The organism is Mesorhizobium sp. C264A (assembly GCF_040324515.1).
Classification (GTDB): Bacteria; Pseudomonadota; Alphaproteobacteria; order Rhizobiales; family Rhizobiaceae; genus Mesorhizobium.
The window spans coordinates 1,610,285-1,632,618 of record NZ_JAMYVY010000002.1 but is presented as its reverse complement, the minus strand read 5'-3'; the positions used below and the strand labels follow the sequence as shown (position 1 = coordinate 1,632,618).

The window sequence follows — 22,334 nt, the reverse complement described above, 5'->3', positions numbered from 1 at the left end:
TACGCTGTGGCTATTAGAACATTTCTGTTGATTATTTATTCTAACCAGGAAATAAGCTTCGCGTTATGACGACCAGTATGAAAAATCGATCTTCGCTTCTTCGCCGCCTGGCAATCGCGGTCTCGGCAATCGGCTTCGGCCAGTCGGCCTTCGTATCGCTCGTTCCCCTGGTGATGGAGCGGCTGAGGCTCGACACGTTTGCGATCGGCGCGGCAACTGCTGTCGGCGCGGCGGCCTTTCTGGTCGGCTCGCCGCTGTGGGGCCGTATGGGCGAGCGGCTTGGCCATGCCAGGCTGCTGCGCTTGCTCGGCCTCTCCATGCTGGCCGGCCAGGCGGTGTTCGCCATTCTGCTGATAGCCGGCATGGGAGCCGCGCTCGGCATCGCTTTGCTGATGCTTTCGCGAACCGTGTACGGTTTTGCCACGTCCGGCGTCATGCCGACGGCGCAGGTCTGGGCCAGCCGCTCGGTTGCCGATGACAGGCGACAGGCCGCGCTGGGACTGCTTGGCGCCGGCGTCAGCATGGGGCGGCTGGCCGGCGCGCTGGCGGCAACGGCTGCCGTCCTGTCGCCGCTGCTGCCGCCCATCCTGTTCCTGTTCAGCCCGCTGTTGCTGTGGTTCGCGCCGGGCAAAGGGGAAGCCGGCGGACGGAGCGACGGCAAGGCAGCCGACGTCGGCCGTGGAATATCGCCCTTCGATCGCCGCGCTCTGCCTTGCCTGGCGATGGGCTTGTGCCTGACGCTCGGCTTCGGACAGGTGCAGATGATGCTCGGCCCGATGGCCCAGCAGCGTTTTGGCCTTGGTGCGACGCAGGCCACGACGGTGACCGGCCTGGCCCTGATGCTGGTCGCCATCGTCATGGTTTTGGTCCAGGGACTGCTCATGGCGCGCCTGCGGCTGGCGGAGCGCAACAGCGTCGTCGTCGGCTGTCTCATGGTTTGCGTCGGCATGACGGCGCTGGCCGTCACGGCCAGCCATGTTGCCTCGGCAGCGTCTCTGGTGGTGGCGGCGGCCGGCATTGCCCTGGCGACACCCGGCTACACCGCCTGGCTGATGAAGCGCCTGGAGCCCGGCGAGCAGGGCGCGGCGGCCGGCTGGCTCACCAGCACCCATGTGCTCGGCCAGAGCATCGGCGCATTGGCCGGCGGCTTTGCCTTCACGCTCTGGCCCTTTGCGCCGCTGGCCGGCTGCGCGGCGCTGGCGCTGGCCGCTGCCTGTCTCGCTGCCATGGTTCGCAAGCACTAGCCAAACCGCGCTCATTCGGCGACCTCCGGCAGCGGCTGCATCGGAGTACCCGGCTGGGCTTTTGCGGCATCGGCGAAATGGGCATTCAGCATGCGATAGGTCGCCACCACGGCGATGCCCGACAGCACTGTCGCCAGGGTGAACAGCGCGGAGTAGCCGAGCATGTCGGCGAGGCGGCCGGCCAGCATGGAGCCGACGAGATAGACGATAAGCTGGGCGCAGGACAGGATGGTGAAATCGGTGCCGGGTTGGTCCGACGACGTGACGGACATGAACAGGCTGTAGAGCGCCACGATCTCCATGTAGCGCACCAGCGTCTGCAGGAACGAGGCGCCGAAGATCGGCCAGAAGCCGGCGATAGCGCCGAAAGCGTGCAGCGCGAAGATCAGGAAGCAGATGGTTCGCAGCGCGCCGAGCAGGCCGAGCACCGAGGCGGCGCCCCTTTTGTGCAGCAGCCACGCCGCCAGCGCCGAGCCGCCGAGCCCGACGGTGAGCGCGGCGCCGCCTGAGAGATAACCGATTATATCGAGCGGCACGCCGGCATCGACGAGATAGGAGCCTTCCATCGACTTCACCAGCCCCTCGCTGGCGCGGTAGATGAGCGCGATCCACAGGATCTGGCGCGCCTCCGGCCGGCGCAGGAAACGCAGGATCGAGGGGCGGTCCATGGACGCCTGCGGCGCGCTGGCGACGGGATCGGTCTCGCGCATGGCGAAGGCGGCGACCAGCGGGATGATGGACAGCGCGGCCACCATGGCCACCATGGTTTGCCAGCCGGCATGATGATAAGCTAACAGGCCGAGCGTGCCGCCGAGAACGACGCCGAGCGCGACGGCGCCGCCCTGGATCGCATTGCCGATCGGCCTGTCCTTCGGGTCGAGATATTTGGCCGCGTAGCCGTCGGTGGCGATGTCCTGGGTCGACATCAACAGGCTCACGACAAGGCCGACGGCAAAGATACCGGCGACATCGGTCGGCTCGATCCAAAGCATGGCGGCGATGCCGGCGATGACGCCGATCTGGGTGATGATGACCCAGCCGGCGCGATGGGCGCGGGCCACTGGCCGAAAGCGATCGACCAGCGGCGCCCACAGGAATTTCAGCACCAGCGGCAGCATCAGCAGCGCCATCATGCCGATGGCGGTGCGCGACACGCCTTGCTCGCGCAGGATCGGCGGGATCGCCGCGGCAAACAGATAGCTCGGGATGGCCTGCGCCAGATAAAGGCAGGCGAGAACGACGAAAAGCCGCAGGCGCGAAAGCCCGGCTGGCGCCGGCCGGTCTGCGTCGGCGCTCATTTGACATAGTCCTTCGGTGCGTAACCGTTCAGGAAGGCGCCGGCCTCCGCCCGGCTGCGGGTGACGAGCACTGGAAAGCCGAACAGGCTTTGCCAGACGCGCTGCATGTTCTCGTCGGCGGCGGGGCGCACCAGCGCACAGGCGCGGCAGCCTTTTTCGAGCTGCTCGCGTTCCGCCTTGTACCAGAGGTTTTGCGCCTTGCGCTGGGCGTCGCTCAGCGCGATCTCGATGCGGATATCGACCAGGAGCACGAACGGCTCCCGTTCCTGCGAAAGGCGGCCGAGCGCCTCGATATAGCGCGCGCCATCCGCCGGATCGGCTGGCGCTTCTGCCAGCAGCGAGACCAATGCACCGTTTCGTTGGAGAGACACCGCCACCGCCGCCCCTCAGAATGTGATCTGGTAGGACAACGCAACCGAACGTCCCAGACCCGGAACGTCGGCGCCGCGGGTCGCCGATGCGGAAGGGTTGATGTAGTAGGTGTCGAACACATTGCGCACGGCAAGGTTCAGCACGCTTTCATTGCCGAACGTCTTCGAGACGGCGAGATTGACCAGTGCTGCACCGTCCAGTTCCTGGGTGGCGATGCGGTCGCGTCCGGAAAACAGCTCCAACTCGCTGCGCAGGGTCAGCTCGTTCTCGAAACGGGTGGTGAGATAGACCAGGCCCTTGTAGGTCGAGGGGACACGGTTGTTCGGCAGATACTCGTTCGCTTCGATGTGGCCGTCGCGATCCGCGTCGTATTTGCCTTCGACATAGCCGACCGATCCGCCCAGCGTGAACATGCCGCTGAGGTCTGCCTCGAGATTGGCTTCGACGCCCCAGATACGTTCCTTCTGCTGCGATACCCGGTTGTTGACGATGTCGTAGCTGACGCCGTTGTCCGAGGTCGACAGATAGGTGCTGACGCCGCCGCGATAGTCGCCCCAATCGCCGCGCAGACCGGCTTCCCAGGTGTTCACCAGCTGGGGTTCAGGCGCGATATCGGCATAGCTGATCGCGTAATCCGGCGCGTTGGTGCATGGCAGCAGCGGCCGGATGGCGGTGCCATAGGCGTCGCAGGTTTCGGCGTTGGAGTTCAACCCGGCCCGGCGGGTGAAGCCGCCAATGTCGGTCAGGCTGTAGCCTTGCGAGAAATTGCCGAAAAGCTGCATCCTTTCGGTCAGATCGTAGACGGCGCCGGCGTTGAAGGTGACGGCGTCGTAGTCGAACGAGCCGCCGGTCACCTGGATCGCCGGCAGGCCGATAATGTTCCGGCCTAGCAGAACGGCAGCGGCAGGCCGGGTGAAGTCTTCAACGTTGAGATAAAACTGGTCGTAGCGCGCGCCGCCGCTGATGCGAAAGCGATCCGTCACCGAAATTTCGCCCTGCGCAAACAAGGCAACCGAGTTCTGGGTCGTGGGCGAGATGGCGTCCTGGCCGTTGGTCAGCTGCTGATCGGTGGCATCGAAAACGTAGTCGGCGCCCCAGGTCAGTGTGCTGCCCTGAGTGATAAAGTCCATCGGCGTGTTGACGGTCAGGTTGACGCCGCTGCGCCGCGATTGCAGCGCCGTCTGGTTGAAGTCGGCGGTCGGGTCCGTACCCGGCGGCAGGATCACCGGCCGCGTCGGGTTCGTCGGTAAATACACCTGGCTGTTGACGGCCGAGAATTTGGTAAAGGGCGACTGCTTGAAGATGTCGTTGTAGAACGCCTTGACCTCGAGGTTTCCGAGCGCGAAGTCGCTGTCGGTGTATTTGGCGGTCAGATATTTCGAATCTTCCTTCAGCGGCTTGCCTTCATAGGGATCGCCGAAATCCGGGGAGACCGGATTGGTCGTGTAATCGGTGAACCAGTCCGGCTTCTGGTTGGCATAGGTCCAGTCGACGCTGGCCTCGAAGCGCCTGGAATCGAACTGGTAGCCGGCCACGCCGAAGAGATTGCCCGTGCCGGTGCGGTCGCCGCCGCCTTGCCCAAGCATGGCGTCGGAAGCCACCTCGTTGCCGTGGCCGTCATAGGTGCGGCGCGACAGATCACCGGACGCCGAGAAGAAATAATCGAAATCGCCTTTCTTGCCCTCGACCGAGACACTGGTGCTTGGCCCGGCCGACTTGCCGGGGTTTTCGGTGAAGGCGGTGACGCCGGTGCGCACCGTCACCTTCGGCTTGTCGCTGTCGCCGCGCTTGATGATGAAGTTGATCGTGCCGCCGGTGGCGCCGGCGCCATAAAGGCTGGACGCGCCATTGATGACTTCGATGCGCTCGACCGAATTCAGGTCGATCATCGACAGGATGCGTGAGACGTCCCGCAGCGGTGTGTTGCGCGGCACACCGTCGACCATGATGAGAACGCTGCGCCCGCGGAAGGTTTCCGAAGCGCCGGAAATGGTCTGGTTGCGTGGCGCGTAGCCGGGGACGATGCGGCTGATCAGGGTCGCGGCGTCGATATTTTCCTGCGCGGCTTCCTCGACCTGTTCCTGTTCCACGACCTGGACAGACTGAGCGACGCTGGAAATCGACCTTTCATTGCGGCCGGTGACCAGTATCTGATCGAGCACGGTGGCTCCCTGCTGGTCCGTCGGAGCGGCTTCCTGGGCAAATGCCGCGCCTGCCATAATCGACGAACCCAAAGCCGATGACCAAAGAAGCGTACTGAAAAATCTGCGCATGCTGTCCCCATCCATGCCCTGGTCCCCAGCGCCAGAGCGGAAAGGCCCAGTTATAATTCATGATAAAACGAGTCAACATTTATTTTGTGGCTTTTCAAATCAGGATTAGTCAGCGAACGGATGGGAGCCGGGTACATGAACGGCGCGCATTTAGCCGGCACTAAGATGCTGAGTTTTCTTGACAAACGGCTTACGGGCGGCCGGCGGCGGCGTCAGCCTTTGTGCTTACAAGAAGCTCTGCGGATCGATGTCGACCTGCACGCGGACCGAGCCGCGCTGCTTCGGCCCTTCGGCCAGCATGGTGCGGATGAAGCCTTGGATGTCGGCGCGCTTTTCACCCTGGATCAGCAAACGGAAACGATGGCGCCCACCGAGCAGCGACAGCGGCGCCTCGGCCGGACCGAGCACGAACAGGTCGCTGGCCTGGGGTGCTGCACGGCGCAGGCCGCGCGCGTGGCCTTCGGCCTCGGCCCGCGTCACCGCACTGACGATGACGCCGGCAAGCCTGCCGAAGGGCGGCAGGGCTGCCCGTTCGCGCTCAGTGATCTCGCGTTCGTAAAAGGCCTCGGCATCGCCCGAGACGATCGCCCGCATCACCGGATGGTCCGGCTGGAAAGTCTGCAGCAGGCCGAGGCTCTTCTTGCCGGTGCGGCCGGCGCGTCCAGTCACCTGGCTGAGCAATTGGAAGGTGCGCTCAGCGGCGCGCGGATCGCCATTGGCGAGGCCGAGATCGGCATCGACGACGCCGACCAGCGTCATGTTGGGAAAGTTATGGCCCTTGGCGACCAGCTGCGTGCCGATGACGATGTCGGCCTCGCCATTGGCGATGGCCTCGAGCTCCAGCCGCAGCCGGCGCACCCCGCCCATCAAATCGGATGACAGGACGATCGTGCGCGCGTCGGGGAAATGCGCCACGACTTCTTCAGCTATCCGCTCGACGCCAGGCCCGCAGGCGACCAGATGGTCGAGCGTGCCGCATTCGGGACAGGCCTCCGGCCGCTTCTCATTGTGCCCGCAATGGTGGCAGACGAGTTGGCCGCGAAAGCGGTGCTCGACCAGCCAGGCCGAGCAGACCGGGCAGCCGAAGCGGTGGCCGCAGACCCGGCACAGTGTCAGCGGCGCGTAGCCGCGCCGGTTGAGGAACAGCAGCGACTGCTCTTGTCTCTCCAGCGTGCGCTGCATCTCTCCAATCAGCAGCGGCGACAGGAAGCCGCCGCGGGCCGGCGGCGCACGCCGCATGTCGATCGTCTTGAGATCGGGAAGCGCGGCCTCGGCGAAGCGCGCCGACAGCACCGCCCTGCTGTAGCGGCCCTGCTGCGCATTGACCCGGCTTTCGACCGATGGCGTCGCCGATGCCAGCACCACCGGAAAGCTGCTGATATGGCCGCGCACCACCGCCATGTCGCGGGCATTGTAGAAGACGCGGTCTTCCTGCTTGTAGGCAGGGTCGTGTTCCTCGTCGACGACGATGAGGCCGAGTTCCTTGAAAGGCAGGAACAGCGCCGAGCGCGCGCCGGCGACGACGCGCACGCCGCCTTCCGCCACCTGTCGCCAGACCTTTTCGCGCATTCTGGGCGGCAGGTCGGAATGCCATTCCGCCGGCTTGGCGCCGAAGCGCTGCTGGAAGCGTTCGAGGAAGGCATGCGTCAGCGCGATCTCCGGCAAAAGTATCAACACCTGCTTGCCCTGATCGAGAGCCGCCGCCACCGCTTCGAAATAAACCTCCGTCTTGCCCGAACCGGTGACGCCGTCGAGCAGCGTGACATTGAAAGCGGCGGCCGCGACATTGGCGCGCAGCATGGCGGCCGCATCGGCCTGGTCCGGCATCAGCTCCGGCATGGCGTAGGAGGGGTCGGGTGCTGCGACCACCGGTCGCGGCGGGATCATCACCGTCTCGAACACGCCTTGCGCCTTGAGCCCCTCGATCACCGTCGACGACACGCCCGCCGCATGCGCCAGCCCGGATCGCGTCCAGGCAAGCCCGCCTTCGGCCGTCTCCAGCACGCGCGTCCTGGCATCCGTCATCCGGTCGGGCATGACGAGGGTTCGCTGCAGGCCCTCGATCCACGGTTCGGGGTCAAAGGCCTCCGGCGCCCTGAGCAGCATGCGCGCCACCATGCCGGGCGGCGACAGTGTGTACTGCGCCAGCCAATCGACAAAGCGGCGCATGCCGCGGTCGATCGGCGGACAGTCGAAAACCTGCTCGATCGGCCGCAATTTCCTGGCGTCGACCTTCTCGACCACGCCGTCCCAGACGATGCCGGCAACCTGGCGCGGGCCGAGCGGCACGCGCACGATCGAGCCCGGCACCACGCGCATGCCGGCGGGCACAGCGTAGGTGTAGGGCCGTTCGGCGGGCATCGGCACCAGCACCGGCGCGGCTGCGACAAAGGGCGAATCTTCGATCATCGGGCGTGACCTTGCCCCGACTTTGGTCTAGATCAAAGGGCAACCCCGAATGTGCATGGCATGCACATGGAAATCTTTCAGGAGACCCCCATGAAATTTTTGTCGACACCGCTGACATCAAGGACATCAAGGAACTGAACGACCTGGGGCTGCTCGACGGCGTTACCACCAATCCCTCGCTGATCCTGAAATCCGGCGGCAAGATCGCCGAGGTCACCAAGCAGATCTGCGACATCGTCAAGGGTCCTGTCTCGGCCGAGGTCGTTGCATCCGAATACAAGGATATGATGGCCGAAGCCAAGGTCCTGGCCAAGATCGCCGACAATATCTGCATCAAGGTGCCGCTGACGCTCGACGGCCTGCGCGCCTGCAGGACGATCCGCACCGAAATGAACCGCATGGTCAATGTGACGCTGTGCTTCTCGGCCAACCAGGCGCTGCTCGCAGCCAAGGCCGGCGCCTCGTTCATCTCGCCCTTCGTCGGCCGCGTCGACGACACCGGCGCCGACGGCATGGAGCTGATCCAGGAAATCCGTCAGATCTACGACAACTATGATTTCGACACCGAGATCCTCGTCGCTTCGGTTCGCACCGTGAACCACGTCAAGCAGGCGGCCCTGATCGGCGCCGATGTCGTTACCGCGCCGGCCGCGACGCTGAAGGCGCTGGTCAAGCACCCGTTGACCGACAAGGGCCTGGATCAGTTCGCTGCCGACTGGGCCAAGACCGGCCAGAAGATCGGCTGAGATCGGTTCGATACAAACGAAAAAAGGCCGGGAAACCGGCCTTTTTGTTGCGGACTGCTAAAAGTCTAGTTGGCAGCGCCAGGGAATGCTCAGGCCTTCTTGCCGTGCCTGACCAAGTCCTGGGCGACCGACAGGCTCACCATTTCAGCCAGTTCACGCGCGGCGCGGTTCTCGGCGTCGAGCTGTGCCCGGTAGGAGGCGAACTCCTGCGTCGGCTTGTCGAAGGATGATGGGATCGACCGTTTGCCGGTTGCGATCACCACGCCGGTCCTGGCATCGGTCAGCACATAGTTTGCGGTCAGCGTCACCGTGCCTGCCGTCGGCTCGTCTTCGTCGGTCTGGATCTGCACCACCGCGGCCGATTCGACCAGTTCGGTGACGCCGAGATCGAGCATGTAGACCGGTGCCGTCGTTTCGCCGGCACCCTGGCCGAAGGCGAAGATCAGATTGTTGCGGACCTGCTGGGCATAGCGGGTCTTGACCGGCTTGACCGCGATCGAGGCGAGCTCCGCCGACGCACTGACAGTCGAGCCTGCCGTCAGCGGCGCGCTCGAATAGAGCGGCCTGACCGTGCAGGCCGAAACCAGCGTCATCGAGGCCACCAGCCCGCAGAGCGCGGTGCGGCGCAGCAAGCGCGTCGTCTTTTCCAGATCGGGCCCCATCCTTCTGAGGTCAAGCAACGACATTGACGATCCTCTGCGGCACGATGATCACCTTGCGGGGCGCCTTACCTTCCAGCGCTTTCTGCACGAAGTCGAGAGCCAGAACCGCTTTTTCGACCGCACCTTGGTCCGCGTCGCGGGCAATTGTCAAATCGCCGCGCTTCTTGCCGTTGACCTGAACCGGCAGCACGATCTCGTTGTCGACCACCAGCGCCGGGTCGTAGACCGGCCATGGCCGTTCGGCGACCAGATCGGTGCCGCCGAGCGTGTGCCAGCACTCTTCGGCCAGATGCGGCATGACCGGCGCGACCACATGCACAAGGATCTCCACCGCCTCGCGGCAGGCGCCTTTCAGCGCCGCATCGGCCTTGCCCTCGGCAACGTCGTTGAGCGGCGTGTTCAAGGCATTGGCAAGTTCGTAGATGCGGGCGATGGCCCGGTTGAAGCCGAGCTTCTCGATATCCTCGCCGATCGCTTTCAGGATCTTGTGCGCGGCCTTGGAAACGGCACCGGCCTCGCCATCCTGCGCCGCCTGTGGCTTGACGCCATCGAGCGTCTCGGCGGCGATCGACACCAGGCGCCAGACACGCTGGATGAAACGGTGCGCGCCGGCGGCGCCATCGTCGGTCCATTCCACGTCGCGTTCGGGCGGCGAATCCGACAGCATGAACCAGCGCGCGGTGTCGGCGCCGTAGCCGTCGGTGATGTCTTCCGGGCTCACCGTGTTCTTCTTCGACTTCGACATCTTTTCGAGCGAGCCGATCGCCGCCTCTTCGCCGGTGGCGATCTCGATGGCGCGGCGCTTGCCGCCGACATCCTCGATCTTGACCTCAGCCGGTGACAGCCAGCGGCCATTGTTCGACGCACCGCCGACGCGGTAGGTCTCATGCACCACCATGCCTTGCGTGAACAGGCCCTTGAATGGCTCGGCCAGGTCGAGATGCCCGGTCGCGCGCATGGCGCGGGTGAAGAAGCGCGAATAGAGCAGATGGAGGATCGCGTGCTCGATGCCGCCAATATACTGGTCGACGGCCAGCCAGTCATCGGCAGCCTTGGGCTCCGTCGGCTCATTGGCCCAGGGCGCGGTGAAGCGCGCGAAATACCAGGACGAATCGACGAACGTGTCCATCGTGTCGGTCTCGCGGCGCGCATCCTTGCCGCATTGCGGGCACTTCACATGCCGCCAGGTCGGGTGGCGGTCGAGCGGATTGCCGGGACGGTCGAACTCGATGTCGTCGGGCAGCTTGACGGGCAGGTCGGCCTTCGGCACCGGCACGACGCCGCAATCCTCGCAATGGATCATCGGGATCGGGCAGCCCCAGTAGCGCTGACGCGAAATGCCCCAGTCGCGCAAGCGGAAGTTCACCTTGCGCTCCGCCATTGGCCGGCCGCCGATGGTCTTCTGCTCCAGGAGCTTTGCCACCTCGTCGAACGCCTGCTCCGGCTTCAGGCCGTCGAGGAAACGCGAATTGATCATCACGCCGTCATCGACATAGGCCTCTTCCGTAACCTGGAAGGTCTTGGCGTCGGCATCTTCCGGCATCACCACCGGGATCACCGGCAGGCCGTATCTGTTGGCGAAATCGAGGTCGCGCTGGTCGCCCGACGGGCAGCCGAATATGGCGCCGGTGCCGTATTCCATCAGCACGAAATTGGCGACATAGACCGGCAGCGTCCACGAGTCGTCGAACGGATGAACGACGCGGATGCCGGTGTCGAAGCCCTTTTTCTCCGCCGTCTCAAGCGCGGCCACCGAGGTGCCCATATGTCTGATTTCGTCAATGAACTTGGCCAGTTCGACATTGGTCTCGGCGGCCTTCCTGGCCAGCGGATGGTCGGCGGCGACAGCCATGAAGGAGGCGCCGAAAATGGTGTCGGGCCTGGTCGTGTAGACTTCCAGCTCGTGCGTGTCCCCAACCGGAGCAGCCAGCGGCCAGCGGACCAGCAGCCCTTCCGAGCGGCCGATCCAGTTCTGCTGCATCAGCTTGACCTTTTCCGGCCATTCGCCGAGGCCGTCCAGCGAGTCCAGCAGGTCCTGCGCAAAATCGGTGATCTTGAAGAACCACTGCGTCAGCTCACGCTGTTCGACCAGCGCGCCCGAGCGCCAGCCGCGCCCGTCGATGACCTGCTCGTTGGCGAGCACCGTCATGTCCTCCGGGTCCCAATTGACCTTGGAGGATTTGCGCGTCACCAGCCCTTTCTCGACGAAATCGAGAAACAGCATCTGCTGGCGGTGGTAATAGTCGACGTCGCAGGTGGCGAACTCACGCGTCCAGTCCAGCGACAGGCCCATCATCTTGAGCTGTTCGCGCATGGCGGCGATGTTGGCGTAGGTCCATTCCTTGGGATGGACCTTGTTCTGCATCGCCGCATTTTCGGCCGGCATGCCGAAAGCGTCCCAGCCCATAGGGTGCAGCACGTTGAAACCCTTGGCCCGCTTGTAGCGCGCCACCACGTCGCCCATCGTGTAGTTGCGGGTGTGGCCGATATGGATCTTCCCCGAGGGATAGGGGAACATCTCCAGCACGTAGTATTTCGGCTTCGGGTCGTCGTTCTGCGCTTCGAACAGCTTCTTTTCGGCCCAGGCCTTCTGCCATTTGGGCTCTGACGCGCGCGGATTGTATCGTTCGGTTGCCATCGGATGATTTTCACTTAAAAGCAGGCGCAGACCGCCGGACAAGGCCCGGTGGCCAAGGTAAATGTCGTGGCGGTGTTCACCATGGATTGCCGGACCCGTCAACTGCGGTGAGCCGGCGAGGGCTAGAAAGACAGGCAGGATATAGGCATGGCGAGCGCCGTCGAACAGTTTTTCGCCGTCAGGACGAGGATCGCTGCCGCCGAGCGCGAGGCCGGCCGCGACGCCGGCTCCGTGACGCTGGTTGCTGTGTCGAAGACTTTTGAGGCCGACGCCATCCGCCCGGTCATCGAGGCCGGCCAGCGCGTCTTTGGCGAAAACCGGGTGCAGGAGGCGCAAGGCAAATGGCCGGCGCTGAAAACTGAATTCCCCGACATCGAGCTGCATCTGATCGGCCCGCTGCAGTCGAACAAGGCGAAGGAAGCCGTCGCGCTCGCCGACGTCATCGAGACCGTCGACCGCGAGAAGATCGCCGCCGAACTCGCCAAGGAGATCGCTAGGCAAGGCCGTGCACCAAAACTCTATGTCCAGGTCAATACCGGCTCGGAGCCGCAAAAGGCCGGCATCGAGCCGCGCGACGCCGTTGCCTTCGTTGCCCGCTGCCGCGATGTCCACGGCCTCGCCATCGAAGGCCTGATGTGCATCCCGCCGGCGGACGAGAATCCCGGCCCGCATTTCGCCCTGCTGGAAAAGCTCGGCAAGGAGGCCGGCGTCGCCAAACTGTCGATGGGCATGTCCGGCGACTACGAGACCGCGATCGCCTTCGGCGCCACCAGCGTCCGGGTCGGCTCGGCGATTTTTGGGAGCCGGTAGTCGTCGGCTTCGCGAGACACCTGTCGATCCCCGATTTTTCGAGCTAATGTATCGAGCACATCCGGCCGAGTTAGCGAGGACTATTCTTCTTGGACTGGCACCTCAGGGACGCACGAAACAATCTTTCGAAGCTTGTGCGACAGGCGCGCGAAGAAGGGCCGCAAACCATCACCTTGCGCGGAAAGCCAGCTGCCGTCGTGTTGTCTCCTGATGACTATGACCAACTGATCGGCGCAAAGCCTTCGCTTGCGGAATATCTCCTCTCCGGTCCCGCATGGGACGACGATTTCGTCGAGGAGGTCAACCGCCGCTCAGAGACGATGATCCGACCCGTGGAATTCTGATAGATTTTCGACACAAACATCGCCTCGCGCATCTCGCCACGGTTGACGAGTTCTATGGGGCCAGATGCATCCGGTCGATTACGCCACCACTGGAAACGAAACGTACCGTTCCTATTTGCTTTGCGTAATCACCAAATCTTCTGGAGCTGCCACCATGCGCTACAATCAACTCGGAAATACGGGGATGTTCGTCTCCGAACTCTGCCTCGGCACAATGACCTTCGGCGCCGCCGGCGAGAATGCCCAATGGGGTCTGATCGCCAGCCTCGACCAGAAGGGCGTCAACGACATCGTTGGCCGTTCGATCGCCGCCGGCGTCAATTTCTTCGACACCGCCGACGTCTACTCCTTCGGCCAGTCCGAGCGCCTGCTCGGCCAGTCGCTCAGGGATCTCGGCGTCAAGCGCTCGGACGTCGTCATTGCCACCAAGGTGCATGGCGCCATGGGCCAGGGCCCGAACGAGCGCGGCTCTTCGCGAGGCCACATCATGGATTCGGTCGAGGGCAGCCTGGAGCGGCTGCAGCTCGACCATATCGACCTCTATCAGTTGCACGGCACCGATACGGTGACGCCGATCGACGAGACGCTACGGGCACTTGATGACCTGGTTGCCAGCGGCAAGGTTCGCTATGTCGGCGTCTCCAACTGGCAGGCATGGCGCATCGCCAAGGCTCTGGGCATTGCCGAGCGCAAGGGGTTCTCCCGCTTCGAGACCATCCAGTCCTATTACTCGATCGCCGGCCGCGATCTCGAGCGTGAGATCGTGCCGCTCATCAACGAGGAGAAGCTCGGCTTGATGGTGTGGTCGCCGATGGCCGGCGGCCTGCTGTCGGGCAAATACGGTCCCGGCGCGCCCGGCAATGGCGAGGGCCGCCGCGCCGCCTTCAACTTCCCGCCGGTCGATGAGGACCGCGCCTGGGCAGCCGTCGCCGTCATGCGCGACATCGCCAAAAAGCACGATGTCAGCGTCGCTACGGTCGCGCTCGGTTATGTCCTGGCCAAACCTTTCGTCATGAGCGTCATCATCGGCGCCAGCCGCATGGAGCAGCTCGAGCAGAACCTAGCCGCGGCCGAGGTGAAGCTCGACGCCGACGATCTCGCCAAACTGGATGAGGTCAGCGCGCTGCCGGCCGAATATCCCGGCTGGATGCTGGAGCGTCAGGGCGCCGGTCGCCGCCCGGCGCCGTTCACCCCGAAGAAATAGTCATCGCTGTCGCCTGATGCTTGGGGGGTCATCTGGCTCCCCAACGTCTTTTCAGCTCATCCGCACGCTCTCGACCAGAAAGTCGAGAAACGCCCGCACCCGTGCGGGCAAATGCCGGCCCTGGCCGACATAGACGGCGTGGGTAGGCTCCTCGTCGCCCGGATTGAAATCCTCCAGCAGCGCCGTCAGCCGCCCCGCCGCGATGTCATCGGCCACATGCCAGTGTGCCAGCCGGGCGATGCCGGCGCCGCCGACCGCCATCAACCGCATCGACTCGCCATCGCCGACCAGCGTGTTTCCGGTGATCGGCACCATGACGGCGTTCCCGGTTGCATCGACAAACGACCAGCCATCGACATGCCGGACAAAGCCGAAAGCCATGCGATTGTGCCGGTCGAGATCTGCTGGAACCAGCGGCGTGCCATGCGTCTTGAGATAGGACGGTGCGGCAACGACTGTCATCCGGCTTTGCCCGAGCTTGCGCGCCACCAGCCGCGACTCGCCGAGCGGCCCGGCGCGGATGGCGACGTCGGCACGCTCAGCCATCAAATCGATGACGCTGTCGGTCAGCACCAGATCGACCGAAATCCCGGGGTAGCGTTCGAGGAAATCAGGCAGCAGCGGGATCAGCCGATGCACCCCGAAGGGCACATAGGAGTTGACGCGCAGCCGTCCGCGCGGCGCGGCACCCACGGCCGCCTCGCGCTCGGCCGCCGCCATATCGGCCAGGATGCGCACCCCGCTGTCATAGAACGCCGTCCCTTCCGGCGTCAGCTGCAGCTTGCGCGTCGAGCGCGTGACCAGCCGCGCGCCGAGCCTTGCCTCCAGTCGCGCGATCAGCTTGCTCACCGCCGACGGTGTCATACGCAGCGAACGAGCCGCAGCCGAGAAACTGCCCGCCTCGACGACGCGGACGAACACTTCGATCTCGCCGGAACGGTTGATATCGGGTCTGGCCATTTGTGAATCTATTTCACAGGAAATATGCCCAAGGCAAGTCTGGTTCACAAGGCATGGCAACACGATCTCTGCGGTCGGGGCGCGGGTCTGGTCGCGTTCATCGAGTTCGAACTGGAAACCGCCATGCCTCTTGCTCTCTACGCCCTCGCTGCCGGCGCCTTCGGCATCGGTGTCACCGAATTCGTCATCATGGGGCTGCTGATCGATGTCAGCAAAGATCTCGGAGTCTCGATCTCGGCCGCCGGCCAGTTGATTTCGGGCTACGCGTTGGGCGTCGTCATCGGCGCGCCGCTTTTGACCATCGCCACCGGCAACTGGCCCCGCAAGACCGTCCTTCTGGCCCTTATGGCGATCTTCACGCTCGGCAACCTCGCCTGTGCGATCGCCCCCGACTACTGGACGCTGATGGGCGCCCGCATCATCACCGCCTTTGCCCATGGCACTTTCTTTGGCGTCGGCTCGGTGGTCGCCACCGGCCTGGTCGCGCCCAACAAGAAGGCCTCGGCGATCGCGCTGATGTTCACCGGCCTGACTATCGCCAACATCCTCGGCGTGCCCTTCGGCACCTGGCTCGGCCAGACCTTCGGCTGGCGCGCCACCTTCTGGGCCGTAACCCTGGTCGGCTTGGCAGCCTTTGCCGTCATCCTGCTTCTGGTGCCGCGCAGCAAGGAAGCGCCCGAGAAGACCAATCTGCGCGCCGACCTCGCAGTGCTGCGCCGCACGCCGGTGCTGCTCGGCCTCGCCACCACCGTGCTCGGCTATGCCGGCGTCTTCGCCGTCTTCACCTACATCGCCCCGCTGCTCACCGAGATCACCGGTTTTGGGGAAGCCGCCGTGTCGCCGATCCTGCTCGTCTTCGGTGGCGGTCTTATCGCCGGCAATCTGCTTGGCGGCAAGGTCGCCGACCGCTGGCTGGTGCCGGCGGTGCTCGGCAGCCTCGTGGTGCTGGCGTTGGTGCTGGCCACAATGACCTTCGCCGTCCACAGCCAAATCCTGGCCGTCATCTATGTCGGCCTGCTTGGTGCCGCCGCCTTCGCCACCGTGGCGCCGCTGCAGATGTGGGTGCTGGAAAAGGCGCAAGGCGCGGGCCAGAGCCTCGCCTCGTCCTTCAACATCGCCGCCTTCAACCTCGGCAATGCCGCCGGCGCTTGGCTTGGCGGCGCGGTGATTGCCCATGGCCTCGGCCTCGGCTCACTAACCTGGATCGCCGCTTTGCTGCCGGTCGCGGCTCTTGGCGTCGCTGCCCTGGCGCTGCGCCTCGATCGCGCCCCCACAATCGGGGTGCCGGTCTGCGCCCAGTCATGAGCATCACGCGCAATCCTTCTTCGACATCATCAAGGAGCATAAAATGGATTATCGACGTCTCGGCGCATCGGGCCTGAAAGTGCCCGCACTCTCTTTCGGCGCCGGCACTTTCGGCGGCTCCGGGCCGCTGTTCGGGGCCTGGGGCAACAGCGATGCCAAGGAAGCGCGGCGGCTGATCGACATCTGCCTCGAGGCCGGCGTCAATCTGTTCGACACCGCCGATGTCTATTCGAACGGCGCCTCCGAGGAAGTGCTTGGCGAAGCCATCAAAGGCCGCCGCGACGCGGTGCTGATCTCGACCAAGACTTCGCTGCCGATGGGCGACAGACCGGCCGACTACGGCTCGTCGCGCTCGCGGCTGATCAAAGCCGTCGACGCCGCCCTGAAGCGCATGGGCACCGATTACATCGACCTGTTGCAGCTGCACGCCTTCGATGCCGGCACGCCGATCGAGGAGGTGTTGTCGACGCTGGACGACCTCGTGCGCGCCGGCAAGCTGCGCTATGTCGGCGTCTCCAACTTCTCCGGCTGGCAACTGATGAAGTCGCTGGCCGAGGCCGACAAGCATGGCTACCCGCGCTACGCCGCGCATCAGGTCTACTACTCGCTGGTCGGTCGCGACTATGAATGGGAGCTGATGCCGCTCGGTATCGACCAGGGCATCGGCGCGCTGGTGTGGAGCCCGCTCGGCTGGGGCCGCCTGACCGGCAAGATCCGCCGCGGCCAGCCCCTGCCGGAAAAGAGCCGGCTGCACGACACCGCCGATTTCGGCCCGCCGGTCGCGGACGAACATCTCTACCGGGTCATGGATGCGCTTGATGCGATGGCTGAAGAGACCGGCAAGACCGTGCCGCAGATCGCCATCAACTGGCTCTTGCAGCGCCCGACCGTGTCCTCGGTCATCATCGGCGCCCGCAACGAGGAACAGCTGCGCCAGAACCTCGGCGCCGTCGGCTGGGCGTTGACGCCGGAGCAGATCAAAAAACTCGACGCTGCAAGCGAGGTCACAGCGCCCTACCCGTACTTCCCCTATCGCCGCCAGGAAGGTTTCGCCCGGCTGAACCCCCCGGCGGTGTGATCGCCGACGTTGAAGCTGCCAATCTCCCCCGCAAGGGGGAGATCAGCTATACTGCCGCTTAGTGCAGCACGAACTCCCCATCCACCTTCCGCCATTCGTTCGGCGCGATCAGCTTCTGGTGCGTGTAGCTGATCGAATGCAGCGGCCCGTCGAGCCTGGCCTTCCAGAACTCGATGAACTTGATCAGCACCGGAAACTTCGGCGCCAGATCGTAATCCTGCCAGATGAAGCTCTGCAGCAGATGCGGGTGGTCGGGAAAATGGTACAGAATCTTGGCCGTGGTCAGGCCATACCCCTTGAGCATCAGGTCCATTTCGGAATGATCGCGCATGACAGCCCCTTGGCCTAGTTGATTCTCCATTCCTCCCAACACCGAATTGTGCGCGCCGTTCCTTAACTGTCTATGATTTTCCTGATCCCAGTCGGGTTTTATGCACGAAAACATGCAGTTAGCAGCGACCGCTGCCGAGTGCTGATACAACCGAAACGGGAGCTGCGGCATCCCGCCACGCGAATCCAACGTCTAATGTTGCCGTCAGCGCGGAACTGTTAATAATGCCGCCGAATTCGCGGCTGCGTCGCCGTGATCCTGGCTGTGGTCAAGCCGGCGGGGTGGTTTGGGAGGAAAGTGAAGACATGTCCGAGGTGAAGATCCACCGCGTCCAGCCGGCGTGGAAGAAGAATGCGCTGATCGACAATGACACCTACCTCAAATGGTATGCTGACAGCGTGAAGAATCCGGACAAGTTCTGGGGCAAGCACGGCAAGCGCATCGACTGGTTCAAGCCGTTCAGCAAGGTCAAGAACACCTCCTTCGAGGGCAAGGTCTCGATCAAATGGTTCGAGGACGGCGAAACCAACGTCTCCTACAACTGCATCGACCGCCATTTGAAGAAGCGCGGCAACCAGACAGCCATCATCTGGGAAGGCGACAATCCCTACGACGACAAGAAGGTCACCTATAACGAGCTTCACGAGCATGTCTGCCGGCTCGCCAATGTGATGAAGAAGCACGGCGTCAGGAAGGGCGACCGCGTCACCATCTACATGCCGATGATCCCGGAAGCCGCCTACGCGATGCTGGCTTGCACCCGCATCGGCGCCATCCACTCGATCGTCTTCGGCGGCTTTTCACCGGACGCCTTGGCCGGCCGCATCGATGACTGCAAGTCGACCTTCGTCATCACGGCCGACGAGGGCCTGCGCGGCGGCAAGCCGATCCCGCTGAAGGAAAACACCGACAGAGCGATCGAAATCGCCGCCAAGGCCGGCACCAAGGTCGAAAAAGTGGTCGTCGTGCGCCGCACCGGCGGCAAGACCGGCTGGGTTCAGGGACGCGACATCTGGTACCATGACGAGATCGCCACGGTGAAGGGCGACTGCAAGCCGGAGAAGATGAAGGCCGAGGATCCGCTGTTCATCCTCTACACCTCAGGCTCGACCGGCAAGCCGAAGGGCGTGCTGCACACCACTGCCGGCTATCTTGTCTATGTCTCGATGACCCACCAATATGTCTTCGACTACCATGATGGCGATATCTACTGGTGCACCGCCGATGTCGGTTGGGTCACCGGCCACAGCTATATCGTCTATGGCCCGCTCGCCAACGGCGCCACCACGCTGATGTTCGAGGGCGTGCCGAACTACCCCTCGCAGTCGCGCTTCTGGGAAGTCATCGACAAGCACAAGGTCAACATCTTCTACACTGCGCCGACGGCACTGCGCGCGCTGATGGGCGCCGGCGACGAACCGGTGAAGAAGACCTCGCGCAAGTCGCTGCGCGTGCTGGGCTCGGTCGGCGAACCGATCAATCCGGAAGCATGGGAGTGGTATTTCAACGTCGTCGGCAACGGCAAGGTGCCGATCGTCGACACATGGTGGCAGACCGAGACCGGCGGCATCCTGATCACGCCGCTGCCCGGCGCCACCGACCTCAAGGCCGGTTCGGCGACGCGGCCCTTCTTCGGCATCAAACCGCAACTGGTCGACGGCGAAGGCAAGGTGCTGGAAGGGGCGGCCGACGGCAATCTCTGCATCGCCGATTCCTGGCCCGGCCAGATGCGCACGGTCTATGGCGATCACGACCGCTTCGTGCAGACCTATTTCTCCACCTACAAGGGCAAATACTTCACCGGAGACGGCTGTCGCCGCGACGCCGACGGCTATTACTGGATCACCGGCCGCGTCGACGACGTCATCAACGTTTCCGGCCACCGCATGGGAACGGCCGAGGTCGAATCGGCGCTCGTCAGCCACGAGAAGGTGTCGGAAGCAGCTGTCGTCGGCTATCCCCACGACATCAAGGGCCAGGGCATCTACAGCTACGTTACCTTGATGAAAGGCGTGGAGCCGAGCGAGGAACTGCGCAAGGAGCTCGTGGCCCATGTCCGCAAGGAGATCGGCGCCATCGCCTCGCCCGACAAGCTGCAGTTCGCGCCCGGACTGCCGAAAACCCGCTCCGGCAAGATCATGCGCCGTATCCTGCGCAAGATCGCCGAGGACGATTTTTCCGCGCTCGGCGATACCTCGACACTGGCCGATCCGGCGGTGGTCGATGATCTAATCGCCAACCGCCAGAACAAGAAGGGCTGAGGGGATTTGATGGCTGCACTGGGCGCAGTCACGGAGCTCTGGCGTTACCCTGCAAGTTCGCTTGCCGGCGAACGCCAGGACGCCATTTCGGTCGGCCTTGAAACCATCGACGGCGACCGGCTGTTCGGCCTTGTCGATGTCTCGGACAATGAGATCGCGCGGCCCGACCGCGACGCCAAGTGGCACAAGGTGCCGCGCATCCGCACCCGGCTGAGCAAGGACCGCAAGCTGGAGATCGCCGTTCCCGACGGCGACTGGCTGGTAGCGCCGGGCGCTGAATGCGACAGCGCCGTCTCGACCTATCTCGGCTTCGCCGCCTCGATCCGGCCGTTCAGCCAGGACAACGCTCCCGGCTACACCGGCCCGCTGACCGCGGCGCGCTACCGCAAAGCGCCGATCCATCTCTTGACCACCGCATCGCCGGCCCGGCTCAAGGCGCTGCACCCCGAAGGCATTCCCGATCCGCGCCGCTTCCGCCCCAACATCGTCGTCGACATGGCGGCGGTCGAAGGCTCGTTTCCCGAGACCGAATGGATTGGCCGCAAGCTTGCCATCGGCGACCTGCTGGTGACCGTCTCGGAGCCGTGCCGCCGCTGCGGCTTCACCATCATCAGCCAGGACGGCTTTGACCACGATCCCGGCATCCTGCGCAATCTGGTCCGCCACAACGCCCATAATCTTGGCGTCTATTGCACTGTGGACAGGCCTGCCCGTGTCGAGATCGGCGCGCCGATGCGGTTCGTGTAGGCCTCTACCGCGAGGCAGCGAATCGCAGACCTTGGAAAGCGTGGGGTTCGGCCCCGAATCCTATCCCTACCGATACAGATCCGCCCGTGTCGGCGGCAGCCCGCTCGGGCCGCGTGCGCGTTTGGTGACGACGGTCTGAAAAATCTGCGCCGAGGCGCGCTCGAAGGTGATCGAGCAGCCGGTGAGATAAAGCAGCCACAGCCGTGCCTTGGCCTCGCCGACTTCGGCGACCGCCTCGTCGAAGCGAGCCTGCAGCCGCTCGGCCCACAGCCGGCAGGTGCGCGCATAGTGCTCGCGCAGATTCTCGACGTCGTAGACCAGGAAGCCATGCGCCTCCAGATTGCCCAGCGTCATGCCGATCGTGTCGAGTTCGCCGCCTGGGAAAATGTATTTGAGCAGCGCCTTGAACTCCGGCCCCTTGCGCAAGGTTTTCTTCAAGTCGCCCTTGCTGCGCCTGGTGATGGCGTGGTGCAGATAGATGCCGCCGGGCTTCAGCAAGCGATGGATGGTCTTGAAATAGGTGGCGTGGTTGGCGAGCCCGAGATGCTCGAACATACCGATCGACGATATCTTGTCGAAGGAGCCTTTGAGCTCCGCATAGGATTTGATCTCGATGGTGATGCGGTCCTGCAGCCCTTCGGCGCGGATGCGCTCGCGGGCGAGATCGGTCTGCGCCTGCGACAGCGACACGCCATGGCCGACGACGCCGTAATTTTTGGCCGCATGGATCAGTATGGCGCCCCAGCCGCAGCCGATGTCGAGCAGCTTTTCGCCCGATTTCAGCCTGAGCTTGCGGCAGATATGGTCGAGCTTGTCGGCCTGCGCTTGGTCGATGCCATTGGCGAAATCCGTAAAGTAGCCGCAGCTGTAGACCATGCGCTCGTCGAGGAAGAGCCGGTAAAAGGCATTCGAAATGTCGTAGTGATGCTGGATCGCCTCCTGGCTCGACCCGCTGACATAGGGGTTGCGACCCGACAGATCGGTGCGTGCACTCATCTGCTTGCGTGACAGGAGCACCGCCGGCAGGTCGCGCAGGATCGCCAGCTTCGGCAGTGACTTGAGCTTGGTCCTGAGCTTGCCTTGCGACGGCAGTGCGTAGAAATCGAAAATCGTCCCGTCTTCGATGTCTATCGTCTTGGAAATCCACATCTCGATCAGCGTCGACAACGATGGCCGCTTCACCACCTGCCAGACGATGTCCTGGTCGTTGATGGTGAGCACGGGCCCGGTGGCGGGACCGATCCGCTCGCCGGTCCACAGCTTGACCGCAAAACCCGGCTTCAGCGTTTCGATCACCGTTCGCACGATGCGCGCGGCCTTCTCGGCTGCCTCCATGGCCATCCTCCCGAGTCCTGACAATCCACCTTGCATGGATTTTGCCCGCCCTCGCGGCTCTTCGCAACCCGGCGCAAAAGGCGGCTCGCCACCTATTTCAAATCGGCATCTTGTTTTTTGCTGCAACGCACCCCATCATCTGTACGTGTTCAACAAATCGAAAGGAGGTGATCCGATGTCGAGTGATTTCGTTTTCCAGAACGTGGCCTCAGCGGATTGCACTTTCGGGAAGCAGTCTTCCCGTTAAGGCGCGATAAGCGCGGCGGGTGACCTCGGTCGCCGCCATTGGCCGCGCCACGGACGGAAACACGGAAGGC

The 22,334-nt window shown here is 63.9% G+C and carries 18 protein-coding genes; 9 read left to right on the top strand and 9 right to left on the bottom strand.

Translation table 11 applies throughout. The features are described from left to right. Nucleotides 1-77: 77 nt before the first annotated feature. Nucleotides 78-1,244: an MFS transporter gene (locus tag NKL04_RS26980; protein ID WP_023700217.1), complete on the top strand. Its 1,167-nt coding sequence runs from the start codon at nucleotides 78-80 to the stop codon at nucleotides 1,242-1,244. 11 nt (nucleotides 1,245-1,255) lie between these two features. Here the strand turns inward: NKL04_RS26980 and NKL04_RS26975 are convergent, their stop codons facing one another. The 4 genes from NKL04_RS26975 to NKL04_RS26960 all read right to left on the bottom strand — a co-directional run bounded on the left by NKL04_RS26975 (nucleotide 1,256) and on the right by NKL04_RS26960 (nucleotide 7,596). Continuing rightward, nucleotides 1,256-2,542, bottom strand: coding sequence for a RhtX/FptX family siderophore transporter (locus NKL04_RS26975; RefSeq protein WP_023700216.1), 1,287 nt, complete (start codon nucleotides 2,540-2,542; stop codon nucleotides 1,256-1,258). Further along, complete coding sequence (locus tag NKL04_RS26970; RefSeq protein ID WP_155922495.1) at nucleotides 2,539-2,913, bottom strand: hypothetical protein; 375 nt, start codon at nucleotides 2,911-2,913, stop codon at nucleotides 2,539-2,541. The genes NKL04_RS26975 and NKL04_RS26970 overlap by 4 nt, the downstream gene beginning before the upstream one ends. A gap of 15 nt (nucleotides 2,914-2,928) precedes the next feature. Beyond that, complete coding sequence (locus NKL04_RS26965) at nucleotides 2,929-5,133, bottom strand: TonB-dependent receptor (protein ID WP_023700214.1); 2,205 nt, start codon at nucleotides 5,131-5,133, stop codon at nucleotides 2,929-2,931. 279 nt (nucleotides 5,134-5,412) lie between these two features. Continuing rightward, a complete protein-coding gene (locus tag NKL04_RS26960) occupies nucleotides 5,413-7,596 on the bottom strand; it encodes a primosomal protein N' (protein WP_023700213.1) in 2,184 nt (727 codons plus the stop codon). Nucleotides 7,597-7,691: 95 nt separating this feature from the next. Here NKL04_RS26960 and fsa point away from each other — a divergent pair, with 95 nt between their 5' ends. Continuing rightward, a complete protein-coding gene (gene fsa, locus NKL04_RS26955; RefSeq protein WP_352724928.1) occupies nucleotides 7,692-8,342 on the top strand; it encodes a fructose-6-phosphate aldolase in 651 nt (216 codons plus the stop codon). An 89-nt stretch (nucleotides 8,343-8,431) separates the two neighbouring features. On the opposite strand, the gene NKL04_RS26950 is transcribed toward fsa, so the two are convergent. After that, a complete protein-coding gene (locus tag NKL04_RS26950; protein WP_023700212.1) occupies nucleotides 8,432-9,028 on the bottom strand; it encodes an LPS assembly lipoprotein LptE in 597 nt (198 codons plus the stop codon). After that, nucleotides 9,015-11,642: a leucine--tRNA ligase gene (leuS, locus tag NKL04_RS26945; protein WP_023700211.1), complete on the bottom strand. Its 2,628-nt coding sequence runs from the start codon at nucleotides 11,640-11,642 to the stop codon at nucleotides 9,015-9,017. Before leuS ends, NKL04_RS26950 begins: the two co-directional genes overlap by 14 nt. A 147-nt stretch (nucleotides 11,643-11,789) precedes the next feature. Here leuS and NKL04_RS26940 point away from each other — a divergent pair, with 147 nt between their 5' ends. The 3 genes from NKL04_RS26940 to NKL04_RS26930 all read left to right on the top strand — a co-directional run bounded on the left by NKL04_RS26940 (nucleotide 11,790) and on the right by NKL04_RS26930 (nucleotide 14,000). Continuing rightward, nucleotides 11,790-12,452: a YggS family pyridoxal phosphate-dependent enzyme gene (locus NKL04_RS26940; RefSeq protein ID WP_023700210.1), complete on the top strand. Its 663-nt coding sequence runs from the start codon at nucleotides 11,790-11,792 to the stop codon at nucleotides 12,450-12,452. An 89-nt stretch (nucleotides 12,453-12,541) separates the two neighbouring features. Beyond that, nucleotides 12,542-12,796, top strand: coding sequence for a type II toxin-antitoxin system Phd/YefM family antitoxin (locus tag NKL04_RS26935; RefSeq protein WP_023700209.1), 255 nt, complete (start codon nucleotides 12,542-12,544; stop codon nucleotides 12,794-12,796). Nucleotides 12,797-12,950: 154 nt separating this feature from the next. Beyond that, the gene (locus tag NKL04_RS26930; protein ID WP_023700208.1) at nucleotides 12,951-14,000 is read left to right on the top strand and encodes an aldo/keto reductase; all 1,050 of its coding nucleotides are present in this window, start codon (nucleotides 12,951-12,953) and stop codon (nucleotides 13,998-14,000) included. A gap of 51 nt (nucleotides 14,001-14,051) precedes the next feature. Here the strand turns inward: NKL04_RS26930 and NKL04_RS26925 are convergent, their stop codons facing one another. Further along, nucleotides 14,052-14,960 carry a LysR family transcriptional regulator gene (locus tag NKL04_RS26925; protein ID WP_023700207.1) on the bottom strand — a complete coding sequence of 303 codons (909 nt, stop codon included), beginning with the start codon at nucleotides 14,958-14,960 and terminating at the stop codon, nucleotides 14,052-14,054. A 123-nt stretch (nucleotides 14,961-15,083) separates the two neighbouring features. Here NKL04_RS26925 and NKL04_RS26920 point away from each other — a divergent pair, with 123 nt between their 5' ends. Then, nucleotides 15,084-16,265 carry an MFS transporter gene (locus NKL04_RS26920; RefSeq protein WP_352724639.1) on the top strand — a complete coding sequence of 394 codons (1,182 nt, stop codon included), beginning with the start codon at nucleotides 15,084-15,086 and terminating at the stop codon, nucleotides 16,263-16,265. 43 nt (nucleotides 16,266-16,308) lie between these two features. Then, the gene (locus NKL04_RS26915; protein ID WP_023700205.1) at nucleotides 16,309-17,343 is read left to right on the top strand and encodes an aldo/keto reductase; all 1,035 of its coding nucleotides are present in this window, start codon (nucleotides 16,309-16,311) and stop codon (nucleotides 17,341-17,343) included. Between the two features lie 58 nt (nucleotides 17,344-17,401). Here the strand turns inward: NKL04_RS26915 and NKL04_RS26910 are convergent, their stop codons facing one another. Next, nucleotides 17,402-17,674, bottom strand: a complete 273-nt coding sequence (locus NKL04_RS26910) for an usg protein (RefSeq protein WP_023668649.1) — start codon at nucleotides 17,672-17,674, stop codon at nucleotides 17,402-17,404. A 305-nt stretch (nucleotides 17,675-17,979) separates the two neighbouring features. Here NKL04_RS26910 and acs point away from each other — a divergent pair, with 305 nt between their 5' ends. Further along, the gene (gene acs, locus NKL04_RS26905) at nucleotides 17,980-19,935 is read left to right on the top strand and encodes an acetate--CoA ligase (RefSeq protein ID WP_023700204.1); all 1,956 of its coding nucleotides are present in this window, start codon (nucleotides 17,980-17,982) and stop codon (nucleotides 19,933-19,935) included. 9 nt (nucleotides 19,936-19,944) lie between these two features. Then, a complete protein-coding gene (locus NKL04_RS26900) occupies nucleotides 19,945-20,682 on the top strand; it encodes an MOSC domain-containing protein (RefSeq protein WP_023700203.1) in 738 nt (245 codons plus the stop codon). A gap of 66 nt (nucleotides 20,683-20,748) precedes the next feature. Here the strand turns inward: NKL04_RS26900 and NKL04_RS26895 are convergent, their stop codons facing one another. Further along, nucleotides 20,749-22,017 (bottom strand): class I SAM-dependent methyltransferase, encoded by a 1,269-nt coding sequence (locus NKL04_RS26895; protein WP_023700202.1) that lies wholly within the window; start codon nucleotides 22,015-22,017, stop codon nucleotides 20,749-20,751. Nucleotides 22,018-22,334 lie beyond the last annotated feature (317 nt).